A 25,574-nucleotide genomic window follows, 5' to 3' on the forward strand; every position below is an offset into this window, starting at 1 on the left:
ACCGTGCTCAAGGCGACCCTGCGGAGTTTCCTCGCGCACAAGGGGCGGCTGCTGCTCTCGGCGCTGGCGATCGTCCTGTCCGTGGCGTTCGTCGCGGGCAGCCTCATCTTCTCGGACACGGTCACCCGTACCTTCGACCGGCTCTTCGCCTCCACCTCGGCCGATGTGACGGTGGGCCCGAAGGACGACGATCTGACGGGGCAGCTGCCGACCGGGGCGGTCGAGACCGTGCCCGCCTCGCTCGCGGGGCGGATCGCGGGCGTCGACGGCGTCGCGGACACCCATGTGGACGCGGCCGTGGAGAACGTCACGGTCGTCGACAGCGAGAACGAGTCGGTGGGCCCGACGACGGGCGCCCCCACCATCGCCACCAACTGGTACCTCACCGACCGCAGCCCGGTGGAGCTGACCAGCGGACACGCACCGCAGGGCCCCGGCCAGGCGCTGCTCGACGCGGACACCGCGAAGAACAAGGACGTGCGGATCGGCGACACCCTGACGGTGCTCGCCCAGCCGGGCTCCTTCAAGGTGGAAATCGTCGGCATCGCCACCTTCACCACCACCAACCCCGGTGCCGCGCTGGTCTTCCTCGACACCCGGGCTGCGCAGACCGAGCTGCTGGGCGACCCCGACGCCGCCACGACCATCTCGGTGACCGCCGAGCCCGGTGTGAGCGACGACCAGCTCAAGCGGCGGATCGCCGACGCGCTGGGGCCGACGGCGTACGACTACCAGACCGCCGACGAACAGGCCGAGTCGGCCGCGGCCTCGCTCGGCGGATTCCTCGACGTCATCAAGTACGTGATGCTCGGCTTCGCCGGGATCGCCACGCTTGTCGGGATATTCCTCATCGTCAACACCTTCTCCATGCTCATCGCCCAACGCACCCGCGAACTCGGCCTGTTGCGGGCGCTGGGCGCCGACCGGCGGCAGGTGCGGCGGTCGGTGCTCACCGAGGCGGCGCTCCTCGGCCTCGTCGGGTCGACGCTCGGCCTCGCCGCGGGAATCGGGCTGGCCTTCGGGCTGATCGAGCTCATGGGCGCCTTCGGAATGAACCTGAAGTCGACCGAGATGGTGATCGGCGTGGGCACGCCGGTCGCGGCATACGTCGTCGGGCTCGGCGTCACCTTCGTCGCGGCCTATCTGCCCGCGCGACGGGCGTCGACCGTGTCGCCGATGGCGGCGCTCTCGGACGCCGAGATCGCCGGAGTGGGGCGACCGCTGAAGGTACGCGCGGTGGTCGGCGGGATCGTGGGGGCGGCCGGTGCCGCCGCGCTCGTGGGGTGCGCGGTGTCGTCGGACACGGGTTCGGCGGCCTCCCTGCTCGGCCTCGGCGTGGTCCTCACCCTCGTCGCGACGGTCATCGCGGGACCGCTGCTCGTACGGCCGGTGATCCGGGTCCTGGGCGGCGCCTTTCCCGCGCTGTTCGGCTCCGTCGGCCGGATGAGCCAGCGCAACGCCCTGCGCAACCCGCGCCGGACCGGGGCGACCGCCGCCGCGCTGATGGTGGGGATCGCGCTGGTCGGCGGGATGTCCGTGGCCAGCGCCTCGATGACCAAGTCCTTCGACGACGAGATCGACAACACGCTCGGCGCCGACTTCGTCATCCAGAACCAGAACTTCCTGCCGTTCCCGCCCGAGGTCACCGACAAGGTCCGCGCCACGGACGGCGCCGGCCTCGTCGTACGGCAGCGGTTCACCCCGGTCGAGGTACGGCTGCCCGACGGCGAGCGGGTCGAGACGACCGCCGCGGCCTACGACCCGCGGCTCGACGAGGTCGCGAACGTCACCTACGCCCAGGGCGACAGCGCCGCCGCGCTGGCGGACGGATCCATCGCCATGGACGTGGAGTTCGCGCGGGAGCACGACGTGAGGGTGGGCAGCACGATCCCCGTCCGGTTCCCGGCCGGGAAGAACGCCGAGCTGAAGGTGGCCGCGCTCACCGACCAGGACACCGCCGACGGCTTCGGGGTGCGGGGCGGGCTGTACTTCGGGATGGGCACCATCGAGAAGTACGTGCCCGAGGGCCAGGACTCGGCGCTGTACGTGAACGCCGGCTCCGGCGTCGACGCCGACGAACTGCGCGCGAACCTGGAACGGACACTGGACGCGTATCCGCAGGTACAGGCCCGTGACCAGGCCGACTACAAGGAGCTGATCCGCAACCAGATCGCCGTACTCCTCTATCTGGTCTACGCGTTGCTCGGCCTCGCGATCGTCATCGCGGTGCTCGGCGTGGTCAACACCCTCGCCCTGTCGGTGGTCGAGCGCACCCGGGAGATCGGGCTGCTGCGCGCGATCGGGCTGGGCCGACGGCAGTTGCGGCGGATGATCCGGCTGGAGTCGGTGGTGATCGCCGTGTTCGGGGCGGTCCTCGGGCTCGCGCTGGGGCTGGTCTGGGGGGTGTGCGTGCAGCAGGTGCTGGCACTCCAGGGCATGAAGGCGCTGGCGATCCCGTGGGGCACGGTCGTCGCCGTGGTGATCGGCTCGGCGGTGGTGGGCGTCGTGGCGGCGCTGCTGCCCGCGCTGCGCGCATCCCGGATGAACGTGCTGGCGGCCATCGCGCACGAGTGATGTACTCGACGGGATGTCGGCTCAAGTCCCTTACAGGTGAGGAGAGTTCATGCCGCGCCCGTTCCGTTTCGGAGTCAATCTGCTCAGCCCCACGTCAGCCGGGCAGTGGCGCGCGAAGTGTCGCCGCGCCGAACAGCTCGGCTACGACGTGATCCTGGTCCCCGACCATCTGGGCATGCCGGCCCCGTTCCCGTCCCTGGTCGCCGCGGCGGAGGCCACCGAACGGCCACGGCTCGGCACGTTCGTGCTGAACGCGGGGTTCTGGAACCCGACGCTGCTGGCACGTGAGGTGGCCACCACGGACGCGCTGACCGGCGGACGCCTGGAGCTGGGGCTCGGCACCGGGTACGTACCGGCCGAGCACGAGAAGGCGGGGCTGCCCTGGGGGTCGCCGGGCGAGCGGGTCGACCATCTGCTGCGCACGGTCGAGGAGTTGGACCGGCTCCTCGGCTCCGATGAGCTCCCCCACTCTGGACTGCGTTCGAGCGGGGAGACCCCCGTGCCGCGTCCGGCTCAGCGGCCCCGGATGCCGCTGCTCATCGGCGCCAACGGCGACCGGATGCTGCGGATCACCGCCGAGCACGCGGACATCGCGGCGTTCACGGGCGCGCGGACGGTGGCCGACGGCAAGCTGGAACCACTGACCGCCGAGGAACTCGACGAACGGGTCGGCCGCTACCAGGAGTTCGCCGCCGGGCGGAAGGAGCCCGCCGAGCTCAACCTGCTGGTCCAGATCGTCGAGCTCACCGAGGACCGCGGCGCCGCCGTGCGGCCGTGGCTCAGCCACCTCCCGAACCTGAGCGAGGAGCAGGCCCTCCAACTGCCGCTGGTCCTCGTGGGGACACTGGAGGAGATCGTCGACCAGGTGCTGGCGCAGCGGGAGCGGTACGGATTCTCGTATCTGACGGTTCTGGAGCCGAACATGGAGGCTTTCGCGAAGATCGTCGAGGCGCTGCACGGCAGATGACGTGCGCCGGCGCGAGGCCGGGTGCGGGACCGGTCGGTCCGCCACCGCGTGACCCCTGTCCGGATCCTGGAATTCCAGGCCGCCGTCCGCCCCCCGTGGTGGGATCGGCCCATGACCGACCTGCGCATACGGGCCGCGACGCCCGACGACCTCGACGTCGTCCTCGCCTTCTGGAAGGTGGCGGCGGAGGGCACGAGCATCAGCGACGACCGCGAGGGCGTCGAGCGGCTGGTGGCCCGTGACCCCGAGACGCTGATCCTCGCCGAGCTGGACGGCGAACTGGTGGGCACGGTCATCGCCGGCTTCGACGGCTGGCGGTGCCATCTGTACCGGCTCGCGGTGCACCCCGGGCGGCGGCGCAGGGGCATCGGCTCGGCCCTGCTCACCGCGGCCGAGGAGCGGTTCGTACGGCTCGGCGGGCGACGCGGCGACGCGATGGTGCTCGTCCGGAACGAGACGGCCCACCATGCGTGGCGGGCGGCCGGGTACGCACCCGAGGAGAAGTGGCGGCGGTGGGTGAAGCCGCTCGGGGGCTGAGGTCCCGGAGAGCTCGGAGGCGACGGGAAGGCGCTTTGCCGATCCTTTACCATGGGTGGACCAGTGAACCTCTACGGAAAGGTTGTGAGCGTCCGCCCATGGGCGAGCCTCCCAGTACCCGACCCGGTACACCCCGTACCCGAGCCGGTGGACGACATCGCGCGATCCTCCCGCCCCTGTCCGACCATGGGACGGAGGTGACCCGATGACCGAAGTGCTCCTCCTTCTGGTGGCGGTGCTGCTCTCGCTGATCTGTGGTGCCTTCGTCGCCGCCGAGTTCTCCCTGACCACGGTCGACCGCGGCCGGCTGGAGCGGGCGGCGGAGCGCGGCGAGCGGGGCGCCGCCGGCGCCCTCAAGGCCGTACGGAACCTGACGTTCCAGCTCTCCGGCGCCCAGCTCGGCATCACCGTCACCAACCTGGTGGTCGGCATGCTCGCCGAGCCGTCCATCGCCAAGCTCATCGCGGGCCCGCTGGAGGCGGTCGGCGTGCCGGCTTCCGCGTCGAGCTCGGTGGCGCTCGTGATCGGTACGGCCCTGTCGACGATCGTGCTGATGGTCGTCGGCGAGCTGGTGCCCAAGAACTGGGCGATCTCCGCCCCGCTGCCGGTGGCGAAGAAGGTGGCGACCCCGCAGCGCTGGTTCAGCGCCGCGTTCCGGCCCTTCATCTCCCACCTCAACAACACCGCCAACCGTCTCGTGCGCCTCTTCGGCATCGAGCCCGCCGAGGAGCTGGCCTCCGCGCGCGGCCCCCAGGAGCTGGCGGCACTCGCCCGGCACTCGGCCAGGGAGGGCGCCCTGGAGGAGGACACCGCCGAGCTGTTCGTGCGGACGCTGAACCTCGCCGATCTGACCGCGGAGAACGTGATGACCCCGCGCGTCCAGGTCATCGCCCTCGAAGCACAGGCGACCTGCGAGGACGTGGCGAACGCGACCCGGGCCACCGGCCTGTCCCGCTTCCCCGTCTACCGCGGCAGCCTGGACTCCGTCGTCGGCACCGTGCACATCAAGGACGTCCTCGCCGTGCCCGCCGAGCGCCGGCTGCGCACCTCCGTGGCGGAGCTGCTGCGCGAGCCGCTCCTCGTCCCCGAGTCACTGACCGTCGACCGGGTCCTGGACCGGCTCTCGGGCAAGCGCACCATGGCCGTCGTCATCGACGAGTACGGCGGGACCGCCGGCGTCGTGACCCTGGAGGACATCGTCGAGGAGGTCGTCGGAGAGGTACGGGACGAGCACGACCCGCACGAGACACCCGACCTGGCCCCCGTCGGCACCGACGAGCACGGCCGGGAGCTCTACTCGGCCGACGGCTCGGCCCGCACCGACCAGCTGGCCCGCGTGGGCCTGCGGACACCCGAGGGGCCGTACGAGACGCTCGCGGGCCTGATCGCCACCGAGCTGGGCCGTATTCCGGCCGTCGGCGACACCGTCGAGGTCGTCGGCTGGCGGCTCGACGTGGTGGACGCCGCAGGCCGCCGGGCCGCGCGGGTGCTGCTGCACGCGCCGGCCGCGTCCGACGAGGAGCACGAAGAAGACGGGAAACGCGAGAAGCGCGACAAGAACGACAAGCACGAGGAGCACGAGAAGCACGAGGAGGAGACCCGATGACCGCCGTCCAGCTGCTGATCGGTTTCGCGACGCTGGTCGTCAACGCCTTCTTCGTGGGCGCCGAGTTCGCCCTGATCTCGGTGCGCCGCAGCCAAATCGAACCGTACGCCGAACAGGGCGACCGGCGGGCGCGCAGCGTGCTGTGGGGTCTGCAGCACGTGTCCGCGCTGATGGCGGCCGCGCAGCTCGGCATCACACTGTGCACCCTGGTCCTCGGTGTGGTCGCGGAGCCCGCGATCGAGCATCTGCTGCAGCCGTTGTTCCACGCGGTGGGTGTGCCGGAGGGCGCGGGGCACGTGGTGTCCTTCGTGATCGCTCTGGCGCTCGCCACCTATCTGCACATGCTGCTCGGCGAGATGGTGCCGAAGAACATCGCCCTCGCGGAGCCGGTGCGCAGCGCCCTGCTGCTCGGCCCGCCGCTGGTGGCGCTGTCGCGAGCACTGCGCCCGGTGATCTTCACGGTCAACGCCTTCGCGAACGCGCTGCTGAAACTGATGCGGATCGAGACGAAGGACGAGGTCACAGCGACCTTCTCGGACACCGAACTCGCCCGTCTGGTCCGGGACTCCAGCGAGGCCGGACTCATCGACGACCGCGCGCAGGAGCGGCTGCGCGACGCCCTGGAGCTGGGCCGCCGGCCCGTGCGCGACGTCGTGCTCCCGCTGGAGCGGGTCGTCTACGCGGGCATGGGCGTCACCCCGGAGGAACTGGAGCGACTGTCGGCCGAGTCCGGGTTCTCCCGTTTCCCCGTGGTCGACGAGGGACGCCGGATCGTGGGCTATCTCCATGTGAAGGACGCGCTGGACGCGGCCCCGCGCGACGTGCCGTTCTCCGTGCGGGACATGCGGTCCATCGCCCGGGTCCGGGAGACCACACCGCTGGACGACGTGCTCACCGCGATGCGCCGCAGCCGGACGCACCTGGCGGCCGTGCTGGGCGAGGACGGCCGGCTCGCGGGCATCGTGACCATGGAGGACGTGCTGCGGGAGCTGCTCGGGCAGCCATCCGTCTGACTCGTCCGAGGTCCGTCCGAGGTCCGTCCGAGGTCCCGTCCGAGCCCGTCCGCGGTCCCGCCCGAGTCCCGTCCGTGTGCCGCCCGAGTCATGTCCGAGTCACGTCCGAGGTGGAGGAGGCCGACCGACCGACGGGTATGTGAACGCGTTAGCATCGTTTCCGCCATGCAGACGAATCCCACATACTCCAGCCTTGTCACGGTCGGCGACTCCTTCACCGAGGGCATGTCCGACCTCCTTCCCGACGGTACGTACCGGGGCTGGGCGGACCTCCTCGCGGGCCGCATGGCCGCGCAGACGCCCGGCTTCCGGTACGCCAATCTCGCGGTGCGCGGGAAGCTGATCGGGCAGATCGTCGCCGAGCAGGTGGAGGTCGCGTCCGCGATGGAGGCGGACGTGATCACGCTGGTCGGCGGCCTGAACGACACCCTGCGTCCGAAGTGCGACATGGGCCGGGTGACCGGACTGCTGGAAGAGGCCGTGGAGCGCCTCGCCCCCTCCTGCAAACAGCTCGTCCTGATGCGCAGCCCCGGCCGCCAGGGCCCTGTCCTGGAGCGGTTCCGGCCACGCATGGAGGAACTGTTCGCCTGCGTCGACGGCCTGGCCGCCCGGCACGGCGCCCTCGTCGTCGACCTGTACGGCGCGCCTTCGCTGAGCGACCCCCGCATGTGGGACGTGGACCGGCTGCATCTGACGGCCGACGGGCACCGCCGGGTCGCCGAGGCGGTCTGGCAGGCACTCGGTTACGAGGCGGAGGACGCGGAGTGGCGGACGCCGATGCCCGTGACGCCACCGCCCGGATGGACCGCACGCCAACTGGCCCACGCGCGGTTCGCCCGCCAGTACCTGCTGCCGTGGATAGGCCGCCGCCTCACGGGCCGCTCCTCGGGCGACGGCCGGACAGGCGCCCAGTTCAACGCCGAGCTGGGCAAAGCCTTCTGGGTCACCCCTGCGGACCACACCACCCCCGGCCCTGTGACGGACTGGCGACAGGTGGGGCCCTGACCCGGAGCCCGCCCGGCTGCCGTGCGCCGATCACAGTAAGTCACGGGCGGTCTCGCGCCGACGGCGCAGACCGAAACAGACGTTGATCGGCACGTGGACGGGGACCTGGAGCACGTTCCCGCCGAGGACTCCGGGAGACCGATCGCGGCGCCGTCAGCTTTGGCATCGGGGTGCGATCGGGTACTCGTGGCGAAGGGCAGGTCCTCGGCCACACCGGCTGGTCAACGGTCTCCAGGTCACCAGTGGCCGTGTCGTGGACCGCGACAGGGCGGGGCGTGTCGTTGACGACGGATCGGATCGGGACACCGCGCTCCGCCTGCAGTTCGGCCCCTGTCGTCTGGGGCCCGTTCATGCATGATGACGGGATGAACCATGGCGACCAGCGCTTCCACGTCATCGTGCTGTCGAACTTCGCGAAGGGCTTCGACAAGTACGCGTTCGCTTACGGTAAGGCGGGGATTCCCGAAAGTACCTATCCCGACCGGTTCCACCTGCTGACCCGTGCGGAGTTGGGAATCGGCATCGGCAAGGCGCGACGCCTGCTGGACCGTCTGGCCATTCCGGGTGACCGGCTGCTGGTGCTGGAAACCATGGTGGACCCCGACAAGCTGGTGCCCAACGTGTCGACCGGCCTCGGCATGGAACTGCGCGAGGCTCGCATCCGGTTGTCAGCAGTCCACGAACTCGACCAAGCGGGCGACGAGTTCACTCTGCGCCCGACGACCGTCGAGGATGCGATGGCGTCCTCCCTGCACCTGCACGGTTCGGCACTGCGTCGCTACGCCGACACGCGACCGCGCTCGGTGTCGCTTCTGCCGGTCGCCTCCGCCTGCCAGGCCCGCTGTTCGTTCTGCTTCTCCGCGGCTTCGATCTCCAGCGACCAGGCACCGGCACGGGTCCCGTGGGACGCGGTCGCCCACTGGCTGGAGCGCGCCCGTGCGGCGGGTGCCGAGCGTGCGGTGATCACCGGCGGCGGGGAGCCCACGCTCATACCGTTCGAACAGCAGCTGCGACTGGTGTCCGCCTGTTCGGCGGCCTTCCCGAAGGTCGTCCTGATCACCAACGCGCACACCCTGGCGAAAGGCCGGCACGCTGATCGGGCCGACCGCCTCGCAGCCCTGAGCACGGCGGGCCTGAGCGTGCTGGCGGTCTCCCGGCACCATCAGGACGACGCCGTCAGCGAGCGGCTGATGATGCTGCGCACGCCGGTGAGCTCTGTCGTCGACACCTGGCGCGTGGAACGTGACCGCTGGCCGGGGCTGCGGATGAGGTTGATCTGTGTACTCCAGCACGGCGGCGTCGCCGACGCGGCCGAGGTCGCCGACTACCTTTCGTGGGCCGCGGCTCTCGGTGTCGAGGAAGTCTGCTTCAAAGAGCTCTACGTATCCACCAGCACCGAGTCGCTCTACTTCGACCGCGCCGCCAACGTCTGGAGCCGAGAGCACCAGGTGTCGCTGTCCCTCGTCACCGGGTTCGCCGAGCAGCACGGTTTCGAACTGGCGAGCCGCCTGCCCTGGGGGGCGCCGGTCTACCACGGCAGCTGGGACGGACGGCCGATGCGGATCGCCGCTTACACCGAGCCCAGTCTGCTCTGGGAACGCACCAGCGGGATCGCACGCAGCTGGAACGTCATGGCCGACGGACGCTGCTACGCCTCCCTGGAAGACCGGGCCAGCGAGATCGTGCCGGAAGGCGCGGCGGCATGAGGTTCGAGGAGTTCCTGGAATTCCGGCAGCGGCAACTCAGTGCTTCCTCGTCGCTTCTGGACGCCGCCGAGACCAACGTGTACCGGGCGCTTGCTCCGGTGCGGCCGGAACCGCCGACCGACATGAGTACGGTGCACCGGTGCGATCTCGCCCGTGCCTGGCTGCGGCGCTTCGAGCTGCCGGAAGAGTGGTCCGGCCACGCCATGGTCTGTCGAGGGGTCCGGCACGGGCTCGGTGTGGTGTTCCACTGGCTGCGCGCCGTGCACGCGCGGTTGTGGCTGCCCGGTGACGTGTACCCGGTCTACTTCGAGCTGGCCCGCGCTGCGGGCCTGGCGCCCATGTCCTATCCGACGCTGCCGGCGCCGGCCCTGCCGAGCTCGCCGGCGGACGACCGGCCCGAATACCTGCTGCTCGCCAACCCCAGCAAGCCGCTCGGCCGTTACCTGTCCGACGCCGAGTGCGCCTCGGTGATTTCGTGGTTGCGGGAATCACCACGCCGCCGCCTGCTGATCGACAGCGTCTACGACCTGGGAGCCCCGTTCGCCGCCGGCACACGGCGGTTGCTGGACACCGGTTGTGCGGTCCTGCTGCATTCGGTCACCAAGGGATGGCTGTGGCCACGCACGTTCGGCGTGGTCCTGCTGGGCCCGGCGCACGCCGCATTGGCCGAAGCGTTCCGGGCGGATCCGCCGACGCCGGCACAGCTGAGGCTCGCCGACCGTCTGCTGACCGAGCACAGCGACGTGCCCCGGCAGGTCGTCGACGAACTGGCCGCACGGGCTGAGCGGCTGTTCGAACGGTTGCCGGACGAAGTGCTCGGGGCGATTCCCACGGCGAGCCGGACGTGTCCCGGCAACTATTTCTTCCCGGTTGGAATCCCGGCGGAGACGCTCCAGCGTGAATGCGGCGTACTCGCCATGCCGGTCAGCGTGTTCGGGGAGAGCAGTTGGTCCGGCTCCATCCTGACCAGCCTTGCTGACGCTTTCGGCCCGACGCCGGTGGTGGCGCGATGAAGCCACTGGAGGACCTGGCCGTATACGACGATGCGGACTTCTACGATCAGGAGTTCACCGCACGCACCCACGACATCCCGTTCTTCCTCGACCAAGCGGTCCGGGCGGGCGGTCCGGTCCTGGAGGTGGCCTGCGGAACCGGGCGCATCACCCTGCCGATCGCGCGGGCGGGTGTCGAGGTCACAGGGCTCGACATCATGCCCTCGATGCTCGCGCGTGCCCGTCAGCGGGCCGAGGACGAGCGACTGCCAGTCGAGTGGCTGGAACAGGACTGCCGAGACATCCGCTCCGACAGGCGCTTCGCCCTGGTGTTCTCGGCAACCAACGCGATGCAGCACCTGCACGACCTGGATTCCGTGGTCGCGTTCCTCGCCTCGGCGCGAGACGTGCTGCGACCAGGCGGGACCCTGATCCTGGACGTCTTCAACCCCGACATGGCCAAGCTGTGCCGGCTCCCCGAGTCGCCCTACCACCACAAGTCGGTCGTGGACCGGGACGGGGCGAGGCTCGACGTGCGAGCGACGACCAGCTACGACGCCGCCGCGCAAGTGCTGCGCTTCACGCTGGACTACCTACGCGACGGCGTGTGCGTACGCACCAAGAAGGTCAGCATGCGCTGCTTCTTTCCCGAGGAACTCCTGGCGCTCTGCCGGCTGGCCGGTCTCGACGTCGCGCAGCGCTACGGGGACTACGATCGATCCCCGTTCACGAGCACCTCGCCGAAGCAGCTCCTGTTCTGCCGCTCCCGAACCGCCAACGGCCAGATCGGTGATCCGCCGTCGGTACCGGTCAGGCATCCGAGCTGAGCCGGCACCGCATTCCGGGCAACATGCCTGTTCGGAGGCCGCACGAGCGGTGATCCTCGCTGTCGCCCCCGCGTTCCGGACCAGGGCGTGTTTCGGAAGTCCCTTCTGCTCTGCGACGCCCGGCACGCACTCTCGCCGCACCGGACGCCGCAGAGCCGCCCTTCGGGCGACGAAGGGACTTCCGAAACACGCCCTAGTGTTCTGAGTCGGGAATTCTGTTCAGATGTATAGGCTTGCTCCATGGCACGGACGGGGCGGCCGAAGGCCGAGTTGACACTGTCGGACGAAGAACGGGCCGCACTCGAGGAGTGGGTGCGGCGACGTTCCACGCCGCAGGCATGGGCGTTGCGGTGTCGGATCATCCTGGCCTGCACCGAGGGCGCCTCGAACAAGGACGTGGCTGCTCAGCTCGGTTCCACACCCCATGCGGTGGGCCGCTGGCGGGCCCGGTTCGCGCAGTACCGGATCGCCGGTCTGGGTGACATGCCGCGTCCGGGCGGCCCAAGGACCGTGACGGACGAGCAGGTCGCCGCGGTAGTCACCAAGACGCTGGAATCCACTCCGAAGAACGCAACGCACTGGTCGACGCGGTCGATGGCGAAGGAGACGGGCCTCTCGCAGTCGTCGGTTTCACGGATCTGGCGGGCCTTCGGCCTGCAGCCGCACCGGTCGGAGACCTTCAAACTGTCGACCGATCCGTACTTCGTCGACAAGGTCCACGATGTCGTCGGCCTTTACCTGGACCCGCCCGAGCGGGCCCTGGTGTTCTGCGCCGACGAGAAGTCGCAGATCCAGGCCCTGGACCGATCCCAGCCCGTGCTGCCAATGATGCCCGGGGTTCCCGAGCGGGTGACCCACGACCACGTCCGCGCCGGCACCACCACCCTGTTCGCCGCCCTCGAGGCCGCCACCGGCAAAGTGATCGGCTCCCTGCACCGCAGACATCGGGCTGAGGAGTTCAAGAAGTTCCTCACCAAGCTCGACAAAGAGGTGCCCGCCGACCTGGATGTCCACCTCATCTGCGACAACTACGCCACCCACAAGACCCCCGCCATCAAGAAGTGGCTGCCTGGCCCACCCCCGCTTCCACCTGCACTTCACACCGACCGGCTCGTCCTGGCTGAACCTCGTCGAGCGATGGTTCGCCGAACTGACCAACAAGCAGATACGGCGCGGCGTTCACAGGTCCGTCCAAGCCCTGGAGAAGGACATCCGCAACTGGATCGCCGCCTGGAACACCGACCCGAAGCCCTACGTCTGGACGAAGACCGCAGACGAGATCCTCGAACGCCTCGCCAGTTATCTGAACAGAATTCCCGACTCAGAACACTAGTTGCCCCATGGGTACACCGTCCGGCGACGGCGTGCCGGCCAAGCGGCCCGAGTTGCTGCCGTACGAGGGCCCAGTAGCGTAGGGAGCCGCCGCACCGGGAGGCACGCGTGTCCACGACAGTGATCAACCTGAAGGGCCGCATCCGCGACTTCGGCCCCCGGCTGGAGTACGCCCCCAGCGACCTGGTGTACATCGGCCGCCGCTGGACCATGGGCCACTGGGACCTGCCGCAGCATCCGCTCTTCAACCCGTTCCAATACGACACCGAGAAGAAGAAGCGCGACGGGACGCGGGCCGAGGTGATGGCGAAGTACCGGGAGTACCTGACGGCCGCCCCCGAACTGATGGCCCTGGTGCCGGAGCTGCGCGGCAGGACGCTGGCCTGCTGGTGCGCGCCCGAGCCGTGCCACGGGGACATCCTGGCGGAGCTCGCCGACGAGCGGTGAGGGCCCGGAAGCCGCAGGTGCCGGCGGTGTCGACGGGGGCTGATGGCCGCGCAACCGGCTTCATAGGTTCCTCCGAAAAGACTCAGGCACACGAGGCCCCCGGCCGGGCAGGTGACCGGGGGTCCTCACGTTTCCGCGCGCACCAGCGCGGATCGCCCAAACAACGGGGCGGCGAAACCCGCCGCATCCACCCTGCACGCCCACCCGTTCAGGTCACGGAACCGCCACACACCCCACGCGCCTCGGTAACCCCTCATACGCTGCCTCCTCATGACAACCCGCACAACAGGGGCAACCATGGCCAACTGGAAAATCATCGGCAGCGTCATCGCAGGCGTACTCGTCCTCGGCGCCATCGGCAACGCCATCGACGGCAACGACCCCGCCGGCACGCCATCCGCAGCCACGAGCAGCAGCCCGAACGCGGCCGCCGACGGCAGGCAGAGCGCAGTCGCCGACGACAAGCCGAAGACCGAGAAGGCCACCGTCCCCAACTTCGTCGGCATGGGCCTCCAGAGCGCCCAGGACACAGCGCAAGACGCCGGGTTCCACAGCCTGAAGTCTCACGACTCCCTCGGCCGTGGCCGTCTGCAAGCCTTCGACCGGCACTGGAAGGTCTGCTCCCAAAACATCAAGGCCGGCACCAGCACGTCGACGGACACCGAGTTGGACTTCGGCGCCGTGAAGCTGGAGGAGGACTGCCCGGCCAAGGACCAGACCGAACCGTCGGCCGCCAGCGGAAGGATGCCCGACTTCACGGGCACGTCCGTGAACACCGCCCGCGCCGCGCTCGATTCCAGCACCTCGCTCACCGTGGAGGACGCGTCCGGCGAGGGCAGGTTCATCCTCATCGAGTCGAACTGGAAGGTATGCACCCAGACGCCGACGAAGGGCACGAAGCTGAACGGGCAGCCAGTGAAGCTCACCGCGGTCAAGTTCGAGGAGAGCTGCCTCTGAACGCGGCCGCGGCCCCTGGGCCACCCGGCTTCGGGGCCACCCGGCTTCGGGGCCACCGTCCACTCATGGGCGCTGCCGCTACACGTCGCCCAGGACTTCTTCGCGGGCGGCCTCGGCCTTCCGGACGAAGAGCTCGCTTCCGCCAGTACGTGGCGGGCAAGGTCTAGTGCCAGTTGCTGATCTTGACGTCGTGCGGCGCCGGCTCACCCTTGCCGGTTTCGACCAGCTTCTTGAGGCTCATCAGGAAGGTCGCCCACTTGGTGCTGCAGTGGTACATGAACTCCACCGGCTCCTTCCAGCCCTCGTGCCGGAACAACACGATCGTGAAGCCGTCCTCCTGCTTGAGCTCGAAGCGGATCCGCGTGCCGATCCACTCCTCGGGACCGTCGACGACCTCCCAGAGCACGCGTTCGGCGGGCTGAGCCTCCAGGACCTTCATGTCGAACCCGCCGGGCTCGAAGCGGAACCGGATCACTCCCCCGACCCTGCCGTCAGCGTCCGTTTCCTCCGTCCACCAGCTCGCCAGCCCATCGACCGTGGTCAAGGCCGCGTAGACGGCGTCGGGAGACGACGTGACTCCGATCCTGTGCAGGATGTCCACCATCTCGATACCTCCTTCTCGTGCAACCGCCCGCATGCGGGCGGTTCATCAGCGCCGCCACGGATGCGGCGACGTGCGTTCGTGAGGTGTCAGCCCTCCTGGCTTCGCTGGATTGCTTCGGCGATCCGCTTGATGCGACGCAGCCGGGCGTCCCAGGTGGCCCCGACCGCCGACAACTGCGCGACCGCGCGGGCGAACTGGGCCTCGTCCACCTCGTAGAGACGCTCGCGTCCGGACGGCGTGACGTGGACCAGCCCGACCCGGCCGAGTACGGCGAGGTGTTTGGCGACCGCCTGCCGCGTGACCGGCAACTGCTCGCTCAGCGTGGTTGCCGTCCCGCCGCCCGCCAGCAGCAGGTCGAGCATCCGCCGCCGGACGGGGTCCCCCACCGCCGACCAGAGCTCGTCGTCGATGATGACGCTCATGGCGTCGACACCAGCCGAGCGACATACGTGACGAGGCGGGGCAGGAAGTAGTCCCAGCCGTTGACGTGCTCGCGGTACTGCTCCTCGAGCACGGCCGCCTCCCAGCCCTTCTCCCGGAACCCCTCCTCGCTGAAGCGCAGCAGTGTGCCCGTACCCGACGGGACCAGCTCGAAGGTGACCAGGAGCGAGTTGGCCGGCGTCGCGGCCTCACCCTCGCCGTACACCCACCGGAACGAGAACCGCCGGGGCGGATCGGCCTCCAACACGGTGACCGGGGCGACCTGCGCCTCCGGCGTAGACCTGTCGCCGAACGAGATGACCCCGGTGGCGCCGGGCACCGGCTCGAGTTCCGCTTCGTCCGGCCACCACTCCCGCAGGTGTTCGGGCTTGCTGATGACCTCGTAGACCACCTCGGGCGTGGCCTCGACGTGGATCTCCCGCTCGATGCTGCCGTACTCCATCCCACTCCCCTCCTCGTGCAACCTTTGGTTGCGCATTACCGTACGCCACCCCTCCGGCATGCGCAACCATTGGTTGCTCTAAGGATTCCCCGGCAGCAGGTCACTCATCTGCGGCGCCGCGCCGTCGCCGCTCCTCGCACCCGCAGCGAGCGCGACACCCTTGCGTACGCCGGGTGCCGGAACACGTCGGAGGCCGACCGCAGCGGCCGACGTCTCGCGCTCGTCTCACGGCCTCGGAGAACGCCCCTGTCCACAGCGCCCGCGACCTGGGCACTCTGGACAGGGTGGACGTTCCGGTGGCGCTCTGGACGCCGGGTAAACTCCGTCCACGTGACTTCTGCGCCAGCCAAGCCCCGTATCCCGAACGTCCTCGCCGGACGCTACGCCTCCGCCGAGCTCGCCACGCTCTGGTCGCCCGAGCAGAAGGTGAGGCTGGAGCGGCAGCTCTGGCTGGCCGTGCTGCGGGCCCAGAAGGACCTCGGCATCGAGGTGCCGGACGGGGCGCTCGCCGACTACGAGCGGGTCCTCGACACCGTCGACCTGGCCTCCATCGCCGAGCGCGAGAAGGTCACGCGGCACGACGTGAAGGCGCGGATCGAGGAGTTCAACGACCTCGCCGGGCACGAGCACGTGCACAAGGGCATGACGTCCCGCGATCTCACCGAGAACGTCGAGCAGCTGCAGATCAGGCTCTCCCTGGAGCTGGTCCGCGACCGTACGGTGGCCGTGCTGGCACGCCTCGGCAAGCTGGCCGGTGAGTACGGCGAGCTGGTCATGGCCGGCCGCTCGCACAACGTGGCCGCGCAGGCCACCACCCTCGGCAAGCGGTTCGCGACCGCCGCCGACGAGCTGCTCGTGGCGTACGGCCGCGTCGAGGAGCTGCTCGGCCGCTACCCGCTGCGCGGCATCAAGGGCCCGGTGGGCACGGCCCAGGACATGCTGGACCTGCTGGGCGGGGACGCTGCCAAGCTGGCGGAGCTGGAGGACCGGATCGCCGGGCACCTCGGCTTCGCGCAGGCGTTCACCTCCGTCGGCCAGGTCTACCCGCGCTCGCTGGACTACGACGTGGTGACCGCGCTGGTGCAGCTGGCGGCGGCGCCGTCCTCGCTGGCGAAGACGATCCGGCTGATGGCCGGGCACGAGCTGGTGACCGAGGGCTTCAAGCCCGGTCAGGTCGGTTCGTCCGCCATGCCGCACAAGATGAACACCCGCTCCTGCGAGCGCGTCAACGGCCTCATGGTCATCCTGCGCGGCTACGCCTCGATGACCGGCGAGCTGGCCGGCGACCAGTGGAACGAGGGCGACGTGTCCTGCTCGGTGGTGCGCCGGGTCGCGCTGCCGGACGCCTTCTTCGCGCTGGACGGTCTGCTGGAGACCTTCCTGACCGTCCTCGACGAGTTCGGCGCGTTCCCGGCCGTCGTCGCGCGCGAGCTGGACCGCTACCTGCCCTTCCTCGCCACGACCAAGGTGCTGATGGGCGCGGTGCGCGCGGGCGTCGGCCGTGAGGTCGCGCACGAGGCCATCAAGGAGAACGCGGTCGCCTCCGCCCTCGCGATGCGCGAGCAGGGTGCCGAGCGCAACGAGCTCCTCGACAAGCTCGCCGCCGACGACCGCGTCCCGCTGGACCGTGCCCAGCTCGACGCGCTCATGGCCGACAAGCTCTCCTTCACGGGTGCCGCGGCCGACCAGGTCGCCGTCGTCGTCGGCCGGATCGAGGAGATCGTCAAGCAGCGCCCCGAGGCCGCCGGTTACACGCCCGGAGCGATCCTCTGACCCGCTTCACCCAGGCCGAACTGGAGGCCGCCCGCGACCGGCTGGTGCCGGATGTCACCGCGGACGGCCTCCGGGTCCTTTTCTGCGGGATCAATCCGGGGCTGATGACGGCGGCGACCGGCCACCACTTCGCCCGCCCCGGCAACCGCTTCTGGCCCGTCCTGCATCTGTCCGGCTTCACGCCCCGGCTCCTCAAGCCGTCGGAGCAGGGCGAGTTGCCGTCGTACGGGCTCGGTATCACGAACGTCGTCGCGCGGGCCACCGCGCGGGCCGACGAGCTGACGCCGGAGGAGTACGTCGAGGGCGGGCGCCTGCTGACCGCCAAGGTCGAGCGGATCCGGCCGCGCTGGCTCGCGGTGGTCGGCGTGACCGCGTACCGGGCGGCCTTCGGCGACCGCAAGGCCTCCGTCGGGCCGCAGGAGCGGACCATCGGGGCCTCGCGTGTGTGGGTGCTGCCCAATCCCAGCGGGCTGAACGCGCACTGGACGGCGGCGACGATGGCGGAGGAGTTCGGGCGGCTGCGGGTGGCGGCGGAGGACTGACGGGCGCAGGACTTGACCGGCGGGGGTCGGCGCGGCGAGCCGGCGCCTCATGGTGGGGCGATCTCCGTTATCAGGGCGACGAGTTGGAACGGCAGCTCCTTGTCCCACTGGGAGACACCGAGGGCCACCCAGCGGCCGTCGGCCCGCCAGAGGTGCACGTCCGGGACGTGGGAGCTGAGCACCGCCCAGGGCTCGGGCAGGTCCTCGCCGTCCATGGACCGGTCGAGAACGCTCCACAGGCTGAACACGTCCGGTGCGCCCCAGCGTTCGGCCAGCCGCTCCGACAGGGCGTCCCGGTCCGCCTCGTACTGCTCCTCGGCCTCCTCCCGCCGCGTGCCGTCGTCCTCCCAGAAGTCGGCACTCGTCCGTAACTCGGCGACGTGATAGCCCGGTCCGGCCGTGCCGACGTCCGACCGGCCGGGCTCCGCCGGGAACTCCTCGGAGCACAGCCGGTCGATGACGGCGAGGTGCTGCGTGATGCTCATGCGGTCCAGTAAACCGGGCACCACTGACAATTGGCGCTGCGTCAGGAGGTCGTGCACGCGGTCCGGCCGGTCGTCGGAGCCGAGACGCCGGGTTCGCGGCGCGCGCGGCCCGGCCGGGAGCGCGGTCTGGACGGGCGCGCAGTCTGGACGGGCGCACGGCGGGCGGCCGTGGGGATGGCGAGCCGGGCGGCCGGGCGCCGGTGGTGAGGGTGGGCGGGCCGGGCGCCCGTGGTGGGATTCCGCAGGTCGGGGGCGTCAGGCACTCGCCGGGGTGCGTCGCGGCGAGTACGATCCGGCAGACACGGGCGCGAGCTGGGAGGACGGACGTTGGGGCGACTGACCGGCGGGGATCCTTCTCTGCTCCGAAGAATCAACTCGGCCGTGGTGCTGCACGCGCTGCGCGCCACGGACCACGCGACGCTCACCGAGATCACCACCGTCACCGGGCTGTCCCGGCCCACGGTCGAGGGCGTCGTCGAAGGCCTGGTCGAGGCCGGGCTGGTGGTCGAGCAGGCCGCCGAGGAGGGTGCCGCCCGGCGGCAGGGGCGCCCGGCACGGCACTACCGGTTCCGGGCCGAGGCGGGCCATCTGCTGGGCCTGGACGTGGGCTCGCACCAGGTGACCGCGCTGCTCGCGGACCTCGACGGGCGGGTGCTGGGCTCGCTGTCCAAGGACGTCTCCGAGTCCGCGTCGGCGGACGACCGGCTGGAGCGGCTGCGCTCGACCGTCGCCGAGCTGCTCCGCAGGTCCGGCGTCTCGCGCGGCTCGCTGCGGGCGGTGGGTGTGGGCAGCCCCGGGATCATCGAGGCCGACGGCGCCGTCCGCCTCTGCTCGGCCCTGCCGGAGTGGACGGGCCTGAACCTGGGTGAGCGGTTGAGCCGCTCCTTCAAGTGCTCCGTCCTGGTCGAGAACGACGCCAACGCCGCCGCCGTCGCCGAGCACTGGAAGGGCGCGGCCGCCGAGTCCGACGACATGGTGTTCGTACTCGCGGGGCTGAGTCCGGGCGCCGGTTCACTCATCGGGGGGCGGCTGCACCGGGGCTACGGCGGCGCGGCCGGGGAGATCGGCGCGCTGCACCTGCTGGGCCGCGAGGCCACCCCGGAGGCGCTGCTGTCGACCACGGGCGAGCCCCTGCATCCGCTCGACGAGCAGGCGGTCGCCGAGGTCTTCAAACACGCGCGCGAGGGCGACGAGCGGGCCCGCGAGGCCGTCGACCGTTTCATACAGCGCCTCGTCCACGACGTGACGGCCCTCGTCCTCGCCCTCGACCCCGAGCTCGTCGTCGTCGGCGGCTGGGCGACCGGCATCGACGACGTCCTCGATCCTCTCCGCCAGGAGCTGGCCCGCTACTGCCTGCGCCCGCCCCGCGTCGCCCTCTCCCGACTGGGAGAGGCGGCCGTCGCCATGGGCGCGCTCCGGCTGGCCCTGGACCACGTCGAGGAACAGCTGTTCGCGGTCGAGGGCACGGTGACGGCACGGCGCTGAGCCCGCGCCGGTGCCGTCCCGATGCCGACGCCGATGCCGTCCCCATGCTGGTGCCGGTGTCCGTCCCGATGCCGGTGCCGTCGTGGTGCCGGCGTCCGTCCCGATGCCGGTGCCGGAAACGCTGCCGAGCCCAGGACCGCCTCGGCCCCGCGGCCCCGGTACGCACAACGCCGCGCCCCGGAAGTCCGGGGCGCGGCGGGTGCGGCGGGTGCGGCTCGTAGGGACTGCCCGCGTCGTCAGGACGCGCGGCGCTCCGGGCCGTGGTGGATCTCGACGCCGCCCGAGTCGCCGAAGGTCAGGCGGCACGTGTCAGCGCGGTAGGTGGCCATGGAGACGGCCGCCGTGCGCCCCTCGGCGAAGAAGCGGGTGGTGACGACGAGGACGGGCGCGCCGGGCAGCCGGTCGAGTTCCTTGGCGTCGTCCGCGCGGGCGGAGCCCAGCTCCACCGAGCGGTCCTGCCCCTCCAGCTCCAGGCGCTGCAGCTCGCGCAGCACGGCACGCGCGCGTGCGGCGCCGGAGGGCGTGTCTATGGCGGACAGGGCGGGCACCGAGCCGGCCGGGATGTAGAGCAGCTCGGCGGCGACGGGCTGGCCGTGCGACATGCGGGAGCGGCGCACGACGTGCACCTGCTCGCCGTGGACGCTCTCCAGCATGTCGGCGACCGCGGCGGGCGGCGCCGCGGCCGTGCAGTCCACGGCCTGCCAGGTGTCGCCGACGGTGCCCGGCCACGCGTGCTGCTCGGTGCCGACCGCGACCCCCACGCGCGGGGGTGCCACGGTGGTGCCGACGCCGCGGCGGCGCTGCAGGCGGCCCTCCAGTTCGAGCTGCTCCAGCGCTTGGCGGAGGGTGGCCCGGGCGACGCCGAAGCGGGCCGCCAGGTCACGTTCGTTGGGCAGGATCTCGCCCACCGAGAACTCGGAGTCCAATGCCTCACTGAGCACGGTCTTCAGATGCCAGTACTTCGGTTCCGGCACCGATTCCAGCTGCTGGGTCCCCACCCTGTCCTCCGCTGCTTCGCCGTGGCCCGGCGGCGTTTTTAGCGCCCTTGTTTATTAAAGGTTGTTGCACTTTCCTGCGACCATAGGCCTGCCCCCACCCTTGGTCAAGACCAATCATCGAACGCCCGGCCACCCGACGAGTCGTACGCACGACAGCGTTCATCGAGGCTTCACGGCCGCGAGGCGCACGAGGCCGAGTACCAAGGACGTACGGCCTACTGATCCAGCGTCAGGGAGAGCAGCTTCTCCGGGTTGCGCACGATGTAGACGCACTGGATACGGCCGTCGGCGACATCGAGTTGGAACACGCTGTCGACCTTGGCGCCCGACAGGAGGACCACCGCGAATCCGCCGTTGATCTCCATGAAGCGGAACGACGCGTCGACGAGGCCCTTGCGGGAGACACCGTGCACGAACCGTCCCACCTTGTCGGCGGTTTCGAGGACACGCACGGGGGCCTTGCTCAAGCCGCCGGCGTCGCCCACGAGACGGACGTCGGGGGCCAGCAGCGACATCAGGCCGTCCAGGTCGCCGTCGGCCGCGGCGGCGAGGAACCGCTCGGTCAGCTCGCGGCGTTCGGCCGGGTCGACCTCGTAGCGCGGGCGCCGCTCGTCGACGTGCCGGCGGGCCCGCCCGGCGAGCTGGCGCACGGCGGACTCCGTGCGGTCGATCATCGCCGCGATCTCGGCGTGCGGGTAGCCGAAGGCCTCCCGGAGCACGAACACCGCGCGTTCCAGGGGCGAGAGGGACTCCATGACGACGAGGACGGCGAGCGAGACGGTGTCGGCGAGGACGGCCCGCTCGGCGGTGTCCGGGACGGTCGCCGCGTAGTCGGTGGCGTACGGCTCGGGCAGCCACGGACCGGGGTAGGCCTCGTTGCGGGACTGCACCTGGCGCAGCCGGTCGATCGCGAGCCGGGTGGTGACGCGGACCAGGTAGCCACGCGGTTCGCGCACGTCGGACCGGTCGGCGCCGGACCAGCGCAGCCAGGCCTCCTGGACCACGTCCTCGGCGTCGGCGACCCGGCCGAGCATGCGGTAGGCGACTCCCATGAGGACGGGGCGGTGTGCTTCGAAGACGTCGGTCGCGATGTCGGTGGTCACCGTTCCATCCCATCGCGAGGGACGCGGCCCTGTCCAGGCGATTCCGACGACGCGCGCGGGCTTGTTACTCCCGAGGACTACCGGCCGGTAGCAGTTGCTGACAAGCTGTCTACGAACGCCGTACACCTGCGCGCCCGCCTCACAGACGAGGAGCTGCTCCATGTCCGCCGCCACGGTCTCCTTCCAGGTCCCCTCCCCGCTCGGCCCGCGGCCCGTGACGGTCTCCTACACGCGCGAGGGCACCGGCGAGCCGCTGCTCCTGCTGCACGGCATCGGCCACCACCGGCAGGCCTGGGACCCGGTGACGCACATCCTGGCGGCCGAACGCGAGGTCATCACCGTGGACCTGCCCGGCTTCGGCGAGTCCCCCGCGCTGCCGGACGGCCTCTCCTACGACCTGCCCACGACGACCGCCGTGTTCGGCGCCTTCTGCGAGGCGCTGGAGCTCGACCGCCCGCATGTGGCGGGCAACTCCCTGGGTGGTCTGCTCGCCCTGGAGCTGGGCCGCGAGAAGCTCGTACGGTCCGTCACGGCCCTGTCCCCGGCCGGTTTCTGGAACGAGGCCGAGCGGCGTTACGCGTTCGGCGTCCTGCTCACCATGCGGCACATCTCGCGGCGGCTGCCGCTGCCCCTGGTCGAGCGGCTGTCGCGTTCGGCAGCCGGCCGCACCGCCCTGACGAGCACCATCTACGCCCGCCCGAGCCGCCGTTCACCCGAGGCGGTGGTCGCCGAGACCCTCGCGCTGGCCGGGGCGACCGGGTTCGACGACACCCTCCGGGCAGGCGGCAGCGTCCTGTTCACCGACGACATCCCGGGGCTTCCGGTCACCGTGGCCTGGGGCACGCGGGACTGGCTGCTCGTGCGCCGTCAGGGCCTCCGCGCCAAGCGGGTCATCCCCGGCGCCCGGCTGGTACGGCTGCCCGGCTGCGGCCACTGCCCCATGAACGACGACCCCGCCCTGGTCGCCCGCGTCATCCTCGACGGCAGCCGCTGACTCGACGGCGGCCGCTGACTCGACGGCGGCCGCTGACCGGCGGCGTGCCGACGCCCCCGATCCCAGGGCGACTCCGGCGCCCACCAGCGCGCTGCCGACGGCCTGCGCGGCGCCGTAGGAGCCCGTGCCGACGAGGGGTGCCGTGCAGGCGGCGGCCACCGGGATGAGGCCGGAGAAGAGGGTGGCACGCTCGGCGCCGATGCGCTGCATGCCCATGTACCAGCACACGAACCCGATGACCGTGACGACCGCCGCCTGCCACAGCAGCGCGGCGGTCTCCGTGGTGTCCGGGCGGCGCAGCCATGCGCCGCCGTCGACGACCAGGCCGACGGCGGCCGACTCGATCGCGGCGACCGCGCAGACGGTCGCCGACAGGAGCCTCGGTCCGAGCGGTCGCAGCACCGGCACGGCCAGCACCGCGAAGCCGACCTCGCCCACCAGCGCGCACACCGAGAAGGCGATGCCCACGCCGTCCGTACGACCCCATCCCTGGACGGTGGACGCGCCTGCCGCGACCAGCAACGCCCCGTAGAGAACCAGCCGTTGTGGACGCCGGCCCTCCATCAGGGGGACGAGGACGGCGACGACCACCGGGGCGCAGCCCACGAAGACCCCCGGTACCGCCGGTTCCGCCGTGCGTTCGGCGGCGATCACGGCAATGTTGAAGCCGAGCATGCCGACCGCCGCGAGCAGGCCGAGCCGCGCCCACTGCCGTGCGGTCAGGCGACGCAGGGGGGCCGTGCCGCCCGGGCCGAGGAGCGGGAGCAGCAGGAGGCAGGCGAGGCCGTAGCGGAGGAACTGGCCGCCGGCGTACGGGTACTCGCCCAGGACGCTGTTGGCGGTGAAGGAGCCGCCGACGAGGACGCAGGCGAGGGCGGCGAGGAGGGTTCCGCGGGTGCCTGCGGCGGGCGTCGCCGTGGAGCTCGTGGCGGTGGTCCGCGCGGTCATGGCTTTCATGGCCGTGACGCTAGGGACGCGGGCGGTCCGGATTAAGGTCCACTTTCATGACGTCATCGGGGACCAATGCGGAGACGAGGGATCCCTCCAGGCCCGTCGCATGGACCGCCGCCTGGGAGTTGCTGCTGCCGGTCGCCGACGCGCCCGCACGCGCGCGTGGGCGGACCCTGCAGGCGGCGCTGCGGGAGGCGATCCGGTCGGGGCGGCTCTCGCGGGGGACGCGGCTGCCGGCGAGCCGGGAGCTGGCCGCCGATCTCGGGGTGTCGCGCGGGCTGGTGACGGAGGCGTACGAGCAGTTGGTCGCGGAGGGGTATCTGCGCAGCGGCCGGGGTGCCGGGACCTGGGTGGGCGCCGCCGTGCGGGCCGCCCTTCCACGCGCGCGTGACCGCGCTCCGCGCTCCCCCGGGGCCCGCGCCGACTTCGTGCCCGGGACGCCGGACCTGTCGCTGTTCCCGCGTGCCGCGTGGGCGGCGGCCCAGCGCGGAGTGCTCGCGGAGCTGCCCCATCAGGCACTGGGCTACCCCGACCCGCGCGGCCTGCCCCGGCTGCGTACGGCCCTCGCGGAGTTGCTCGTCCGGCGCCGGGGCGTGGTCGCCGACCCCGAGCGGATCGTCGTGGTCTCCGGGGTGGCGCAGGCGACGACCCTGCTCGGATTCGTGCTCCACGCGCGCGGGATACGCACGGCCGGCGTCGAGGACCCGGGCAGCCCCGAGCACGGGACGCTGTACTCCGCCGCCGGGCTCGACACCGTGCCGCTGCCGCTGGACGAGGAAGGGCTGGCCGTCGGGCCGCTGCGGGAGTCCGGGGTGCGGGCGGTGGTGACGACGCCGGCGCATCAGTTCCCGTCGGGGATCGCGTACTCCGCGCGGCGACGGGCCGAACTGCTGGACTGGGCGCGGGCGGTGGACGGACTGATCGTCGAGGACGACTACGACGGGGACTTCCGCTACGACCGCGCGCCGGTGGGCGCGTTGCAGGGGCTCGACCCCGAGCGGGTGGCGTACGCCGGGTCCGTCAGCAAGTCCCTCGCGCCCGGGCTGCGGCTCGGCTGGCTCCTCGTACCGGCGTCGCTGGCGGAGGAGGTCGTCGAGCGCAAGCGGACCATGGATCTCGGCCATCCCACCCTCGACCAGGCGCTCTTCGCCCGGTTCGTGGAGCGGGGGGACTACGACCGGCAGCTGCGGCGGTGTCAGCGGGCCTATCGGGAGCGGCGTGACGCGCTGGTCTCCGCGCTCGACGAGCACTTTCCCGGGGCGGAGGTGTCCGGGATCGCGGCAGGGCTGCACGTCATCGCCGCGCTGCCCGATCGCTACGGGCCGCTCGACCGTTTCCTGGAGCGGGCGGCGGCCGCGGGGGTCGCGGTGCGGGGGCTGGCGCAGTACGGGCGGGTGCCTGACGAGGGGGTGCGGTTGGTTCTGGGGTACGCGCATCTGTCTCCCGCGCGGATTCGGGAGGGGGTGGGGGTGCTGGCATCGGCGGCCGGGTGACCTGTGGGTTTTCCTCGCCCCCGCCGCCCCTACCCGTCCTGTCCCAGGGGCTGCCGCCCCTTCGACCCCGCTCAGGTGAGTTCTTCGGCTGCGGGTGGGGGGAGCGGGTCGCGCAGTTCCCCGCGCCCCTGAAAGACTCCGGGCGCGCCCCATGCCTTCAGGGGCGCGGGGAACTGCGCGAGCAACCACACTGCACCCGCACCCGCCAACACACCGCCCCCCGAGCTCTCAGACGGCGTCGGTGCTTCCTTCCTCCCCCGGCCAGTTGTTCACTTGTCGTTTCCGTGTGCGCTGCGGCGT

General features: G+C 71.2%; 22 protein-coding genes and 3 pseudogenes. 17 read left to right on the forward strand and 8 right to left on the reverse strand.

Annotated elements, in window-relative coordinates; all coding sequences use genetic code 11:
- Positions 1-3: 3 nt before the first annotated feature.
- The 6 genes from OG202_RS08500 (at position 4) to OG202_RS08525 (ending at position 7,702) form a co-directional block, all read left to right on the forward strand.
- Complete coding sequence (locus OG202_RS08500) at positions 4-2,574, forward strand: ABC transporter permease (protein ID WP_328222560.1); 2,571 nt, start codon at positions 4-6, stop codon at positions 2,572-2,574.
- 49 nt (positions 2,575-2,623) lie between these two features.
- Positions 2,624-3,541 carry an LLM class F420-dependent oxidoreductase gene (locus OG202_RS08505; RefSeq protein ID WP_328222561.1) on the forward strand — a complete coding sequence of 306 codons (918 nt, stop codon included), beginning with the start codon at positions 2,624-2,626 and terminating at the stop codon, positions 3,539-3,541.
- A 111-nt stretch (positions 3,542-3,652) separates the two neighbouring features.
- On the forward strand, positions 3,653-4,078 hold the full coding sequence (locus tag OG202_RS08510) for a GNAT family N-acetyltransferase (RefSeq protein ID WP_328222563.1): 426 nt from the start codon (positions 3,653-3,655) through the stop codon (positions 4,076-4,078).
- A gap of 205 nt (positions 4,079-4,283) precedes the next feature.
- Positions 4,284-5,684 (forward strand): hemolysin family protein, encoded by a 1,401-nt coding sequence (locus OG202_RS08515; RefSeq protein WP_327730738.1) that lies wholly within the window; start codon positions 4,284-4,286, stop codon positions 5,682-5,684.
- Positions 5,681-6,697: a hemolysin family protein gene (locus OG202_RS08520; protein ID WP_326584315.1), complete on the forward strand. Its 1,017-nt coding sequence runs from the start codon at positions 5,681-5,683 to the stop codon at positions 6,695-6,697. Before OG202_RS08515 ends, OG202_RS08520 begins: the two co-directional genes overlap by 4 nt.
- A 165-nt stretch (positions 6,698-6,862) precedes the next feature.
- Positions 6,863-7,702 (forward strand): SGNH/GDSL hydrolase family protein, encoded by an 840-nt coding sequence (locus OG202_RS08525; protein WP_327730737.1) that lies wholly within the window; start codon positions 6,863-6,865, stop codon positions 7,700-7,702.
- A gap of 75 nt (positions 7,703-7,777) precedes the next feature.
- Here OG202_RS08525 and OG202_RS08530 read toward each other — a convergent pair.
- A pseudogene (locus tag OG202_RS08530) lies at positions 7,778-7,863 on the reverse strand (chaplin family protein); the annotation flags it as partial.
- Positions 7,864-8,067: 204 nt separating this feature from the next.
- On the opposite strand from OG202_RS08530, the gene OG202_RS08535 reads away from it, so the two are divergent.
- The 6 genes and pseudogenes from OG202_RS08535 (at position 8,068) to OG202_RS08560 (ending at position 13,963) form a co-directional block, all read left to right on the forward strand.
- On the forward strand, positions 8,068-9,408 hold the full coding sequence (locus OG202_RS08535; protein ID WP_327730736.1) for a radical SAM protein: 1,341 nt from the start codon (positions 8,068-8,070) through the stop codon (positions 9,406-9,408).
- Positions 9,405-10,421, forward strand: coding sequence for an aminotransferase class I/II-fold pyridoxal phosphate-dependent enzyme (locus tag OG202_RS08540; RefSeq protein ID WP_327730735.1), 1,017 nt, complete (start codon positions 9,405-9,407; stop codon positions 10,419-10,421). The genes OG202_RS08535 and OG202_RS08540 overlap by 4 nt, the downstream gene beginning before the upstream one ends.
- Positions 10,418-11,227, forward strand: a complete 810-nt coding sequence (locus OG202_RS08545; protein ID WP_327730734.1) for a methyltransferase domain-containing protein — start codon at positions 10,418-10,420, stop codon at positions 11,225-11,227. The genes OG202_RS08540 and OG202_RS08545 overlap by 4 nt, the downstream gene beginning before the upstream one ends.
- A gap of 240 nt (positions 11,228-11,467) precedes the next feature.
- Positions 11,468-12,560 (forward strand): annotated as a pseudogene (locus tag OG202_RS08550) (IS630 family transposase).
- A 107-nt stretch (positions 12,561-12,667) separates the two neighbouring features.
- Complete coding sequence (locus tag OG202_RS08555) at positions 12,668-13,006, forward strand: DUF4326 domain-containing protein (protein WP_327730732.1); 339 nt, start codon at positions 12,668-12,670, stop codon at positions 13,004-13,006.
- 297 nt (positions 13,007-13,303) lie between these two features.
- On the forward strand, positions 13,304-13,963 hold the full coding sequence (locus tag OG202_RS08560; RefSeq protein WP_327730731.1) for a PASTA domain-containing protein: 660 nt from the start codon (positions 13,304-13,306) through the stop codon (positions 13,961-13,963).
- Positions 13,964-14,126: 163 nt separating this feature from the next.
- Here the strand turns inward: OG202_RS08560 and OG202_RS08565 are convergent, their stop codons facing one another.
- The 3 genes from OG202_RS08565 to OG202_RS08575 all read right to left on the reverse strand — a co-directional run bounded on the left by OG202_RS08565 (position 14,127) and on the right by OG202_RS08575 (position 15,450).
- Positions 14,127-14,567 (reverse strand): SRPBCC family protein, encoded by a 441-nt coding sequence (locus OG202_RS08565; RefSeq protein WP_327730730.1) that lies wholly within the window; start codon positions 14,565-14,567, stop codon positions 14,127-14,129.
- An 86-nt stretch (positions 14,568-14,653) separates the two neighbouring features.
- Complete coding sequence (locus tag OG202_RS08570; protein WP_326584307.1) at positions 14,654-14,989, reverse strand: ArsR/SmtB family transcription factor; 336 nt, start codon at positions 14,987-14,989, stop codon at positions 14,654-14,656.
- On the reverse strand, positions 14,986-15,450 hold the full coding sequence (locus OG202_RS08575) for an SRPBCC family protein (protein WP_327730729.1): 465 nt from the start codon (positions 15,448-15,450) through the stop codon (positions 14,986-14,988). The genes OG202_RS08570 and OG202_RS08575 overlap by 4 nt, the downstream gene beginning before the upstream one ends.
- A gap of 330 nt (positions 15,451-15,780) precedes the next feature.
- On the opposite strand from OG202_RS08575, the gene purB reads away from it, so the two are divergent.
- Both purB and mug read left to right on the forward strand, forming a co-directional pair.
- Positions 15,781-17,223, forward strand: a complete 1,443-nt coding sequence (gene purB, locus OG202_RS08580; protein WP_327730728.1) for an adenylosuccinate lyase — start codon at positions 15,781-15,783, stop codon at positions 17,221-17,223.
- A 44-nt stretch (positions 17,224-17,267) separates the two neighbouring features.
- Positions 17,268-17,765, forward strand: coding sequence for a G/U mismatch-specific DNA glycosylase (mug, locus tag OG202_RS08585; RefSeq protein ID WP_328222564.1), 498 nt, complete (start codon positions 17,268-17,270; stop codon positions 17,763-17,765).
- Between the two features lie 47 nt (positions 17,766-17,812).
- Here the strand turns inward: mug and OG202_RS08590 are convergent, their stop codons facing one another.
- Positions 17,813-18,250 (reverse strand): hypothetical protein, encoded by a 438-nt coding sequence (locus tag OG202_RS08590; protein WP_327730727.1) that lies wholly within the window; start codon positions 18,248-18,250, stop codon positions 17,813-17,815.
- Positions 18,251-18,577: 327 nt separating this feature from the next.
- Here OG202_RS08590 and OG202_RS08595 point away from each other — a divergent pair, with 327 nt between their 5' ends.
- The gene (locus OG202_RS08595; RefSeq protein WP_326584302.1) at positions 18,578-19,735 is read left to right on the forward strand and encodes an ROK family transcriptional regulator; all 1,158 of its coding nucleotides are present in this window, start codon (positions 18,578-18,580) and stop codon (positions 19,733-19,735) included.
- 236 nt (positions 19,736-19,971) lie between these two features.
- Here OG202_RS08595 and OG202_RS08600 read toward each other — a convergent pair whose 3' ends face one another.
- Both OG202_RS08600 and OG202_RS08605 read right to left on the reverse strand, forming a co-directional pair.
- Positions 19,972-20,733: a GntR family transcriptional regulator gene (locus OG202_RS08600; protein WP_327730726.1), complete on the reverse strand. Its 762-nt coding sequence runs from the start codon at positions 20,731-20,733 to the stop codon at positions 19,972-19,974.
- Positions 20,734-20,948: 215 nt separating this feature from the next.
- Positions 20,949-21,836: an RNA polymerase sigma-70 factor gene (locus tag OG202_RS08605; protein ID WP_327730725.1), complete on the reverse strand. Its 888-nt coding sequence runs from the start codon at positions 21,834-21,836 to the stop codon at positions 20,949-20,951.
- Positions 21,837-21,996: 160 nt separating this feature from the next.
- Here OG202_RS08605 and OG202_RS08610 point away from each other — a divergent pair, with 160 nt between their 5' ends.
- On the forward strand, positions 21,997-22,830 hold the full coding sequence (locus OG202_RS08610) for an alpha/beta fold hydrolase (RefSeq protein ID WP_327730724.1): 834 nt from the start codon (positions 21,997-21,999) through the stop codon (positions 22,828-22,830).
- 75 nt (positions 22,831-22,905) lie between these two features.
- Here the strand turns inward: OG202_RS08610 and OG202_RS08615 are convergent.
- Positions 22,906-23,787: pseudogene (locus OG202_RS08615) on the reverse strand (DMT family transporter); the annotation flags it as partial.
- A gap of 47 nt (positions 23,788-23,834) precedes the next feature.
- Between OG202_RS08615 and pdxR the strand changes: the two are divergent.
- Positions 23,835-25,274 carry a MocR-like pyridoxine biosynthesis transcription factor PdxR gene (gene pdxR / locus OG202_RS08620; RefSeq protein WP_327730723.1) on the forward strand — a complete coding sequence of 480 codons (1,440 nt, stop codon included), beginning with the start codon at positions 23,835-23,837 and terminating at the stop codon, positions 25,272-25,274.
- Positions 25,275-25,574 lie beyond the last annotated feature (300 nt).

Source organism: Streptomyces sp. NBC_00310 (assembly GCF_036208085.1).
Lineage (GTDB): Bacteria > Actinomycetota > Actinomycetes > Streptomycetales > Streptomycetaceae > Streptomyces.

Bases quoted from the DNA above. Each gene is read 5' to 3' on its own strand.
- OG202_RS08515 (WP_327730738.1), top strand. From the start codon at position 4,284: ATGACCGAAGTGCTCCTCCTTCTGGTGGCGGTGCTGCTCTCGCTGATC.
- pdxR (WP_327730723.1), top strand. From the start codon at position 23,835: ATGACGTCATCGGGGACCAATGCGGAGACGAGGGATCCCTCCAGGCCC.
- OG202_RS08575 (WP_327730729.1), bottom strand. From the start codon at position 15,450: ATGGAGTACGGCAGCATCGAGCGGGAGATCCACGTCGAGGCCACGCCC.
- OG202_RS08545 (WP_327730734.1), top strand. From the start codon at position 10,418: ATGAAGCCACTGGAGGACCTGGCCGTATACGACGATGCGGACTTCTAC.
- OG202_RS08560 (WP_327730731.1), top strand. From the start codon at position 13,304: ATGGCCAACTGGAAAATCATCGGCAGCGTCATCGCAGGCGTACTCGTC.
- OG202_RS08565 (WP_327730730.1), bottom strand. From the start codon at position 14,567: ATGGTGGACATCCTGCACAGGATCGGAGTCACGTCGTCTCCCGACGCC.
- OG202_RS08610 (WP_327730724.1), top strand. From the start codon at position 21,997: ATGTCCGCCGCCACGGTCTCCTTCCAGGTCCCCTCCCCGCTCGGCCCG.
- OG202_RS08520 (WP_326584315.1), top strand. From the start codon at position 5,681: ATGACCGCCGTCCAGCTGCTGATCGGTTTCGCGACGCTGGTCGTCAAC.
- OG202_RS08540 (WP_327730735.1), top strand. From the start codon at position 9,405: ATGAGGTTCGAGGAGTTCCTGGAATTCCGGCAGCGGCAACTCAGTGCT.
- OG202_RS08505 (WP_328222561.1), top strand. From the start codon at position 2,624: ATGCCGCGCCCGTTCCGTTTCGGAGTCAATCTGCTCAGCCCCACGTCA.
- OG202_RS08590 (WP_327730727.1), bottom strand. From the start codon at position 18,250: ATGAGCATCACGCAGCACCTCGCCGTCATCGACCGGCTGTGCTCCGAG.
- OG202_RS08535 (WP_327730736.1), top strand. From the start codon at position 8,068: ATGAACCATGGCGACCAGCGCTTCCACGTCATCGTGCTGTCGAACTTC.
- OG202_RS08525 (WP_327730737.1), top strand. From the start codon at position 6,863: ATGCAGACGAATCCCACATACTCCAGCCTTGTCACGGTCGGCGACTCC.
- OG202_RS08570 (WP_326584307.1), bottom strand. From the start codon at position 14,989: ATGAGCGTCATCATCGACGACGAGCTCTGGTCGGCGGTGGGGGACCCC.
- OG202_RS08510 (WP_328222563.1), top strand. From the start codon at position 3,653: ATGACCGACCTGCGCATACGGGCCGCGACGCCCGACGACCTCGACGTC.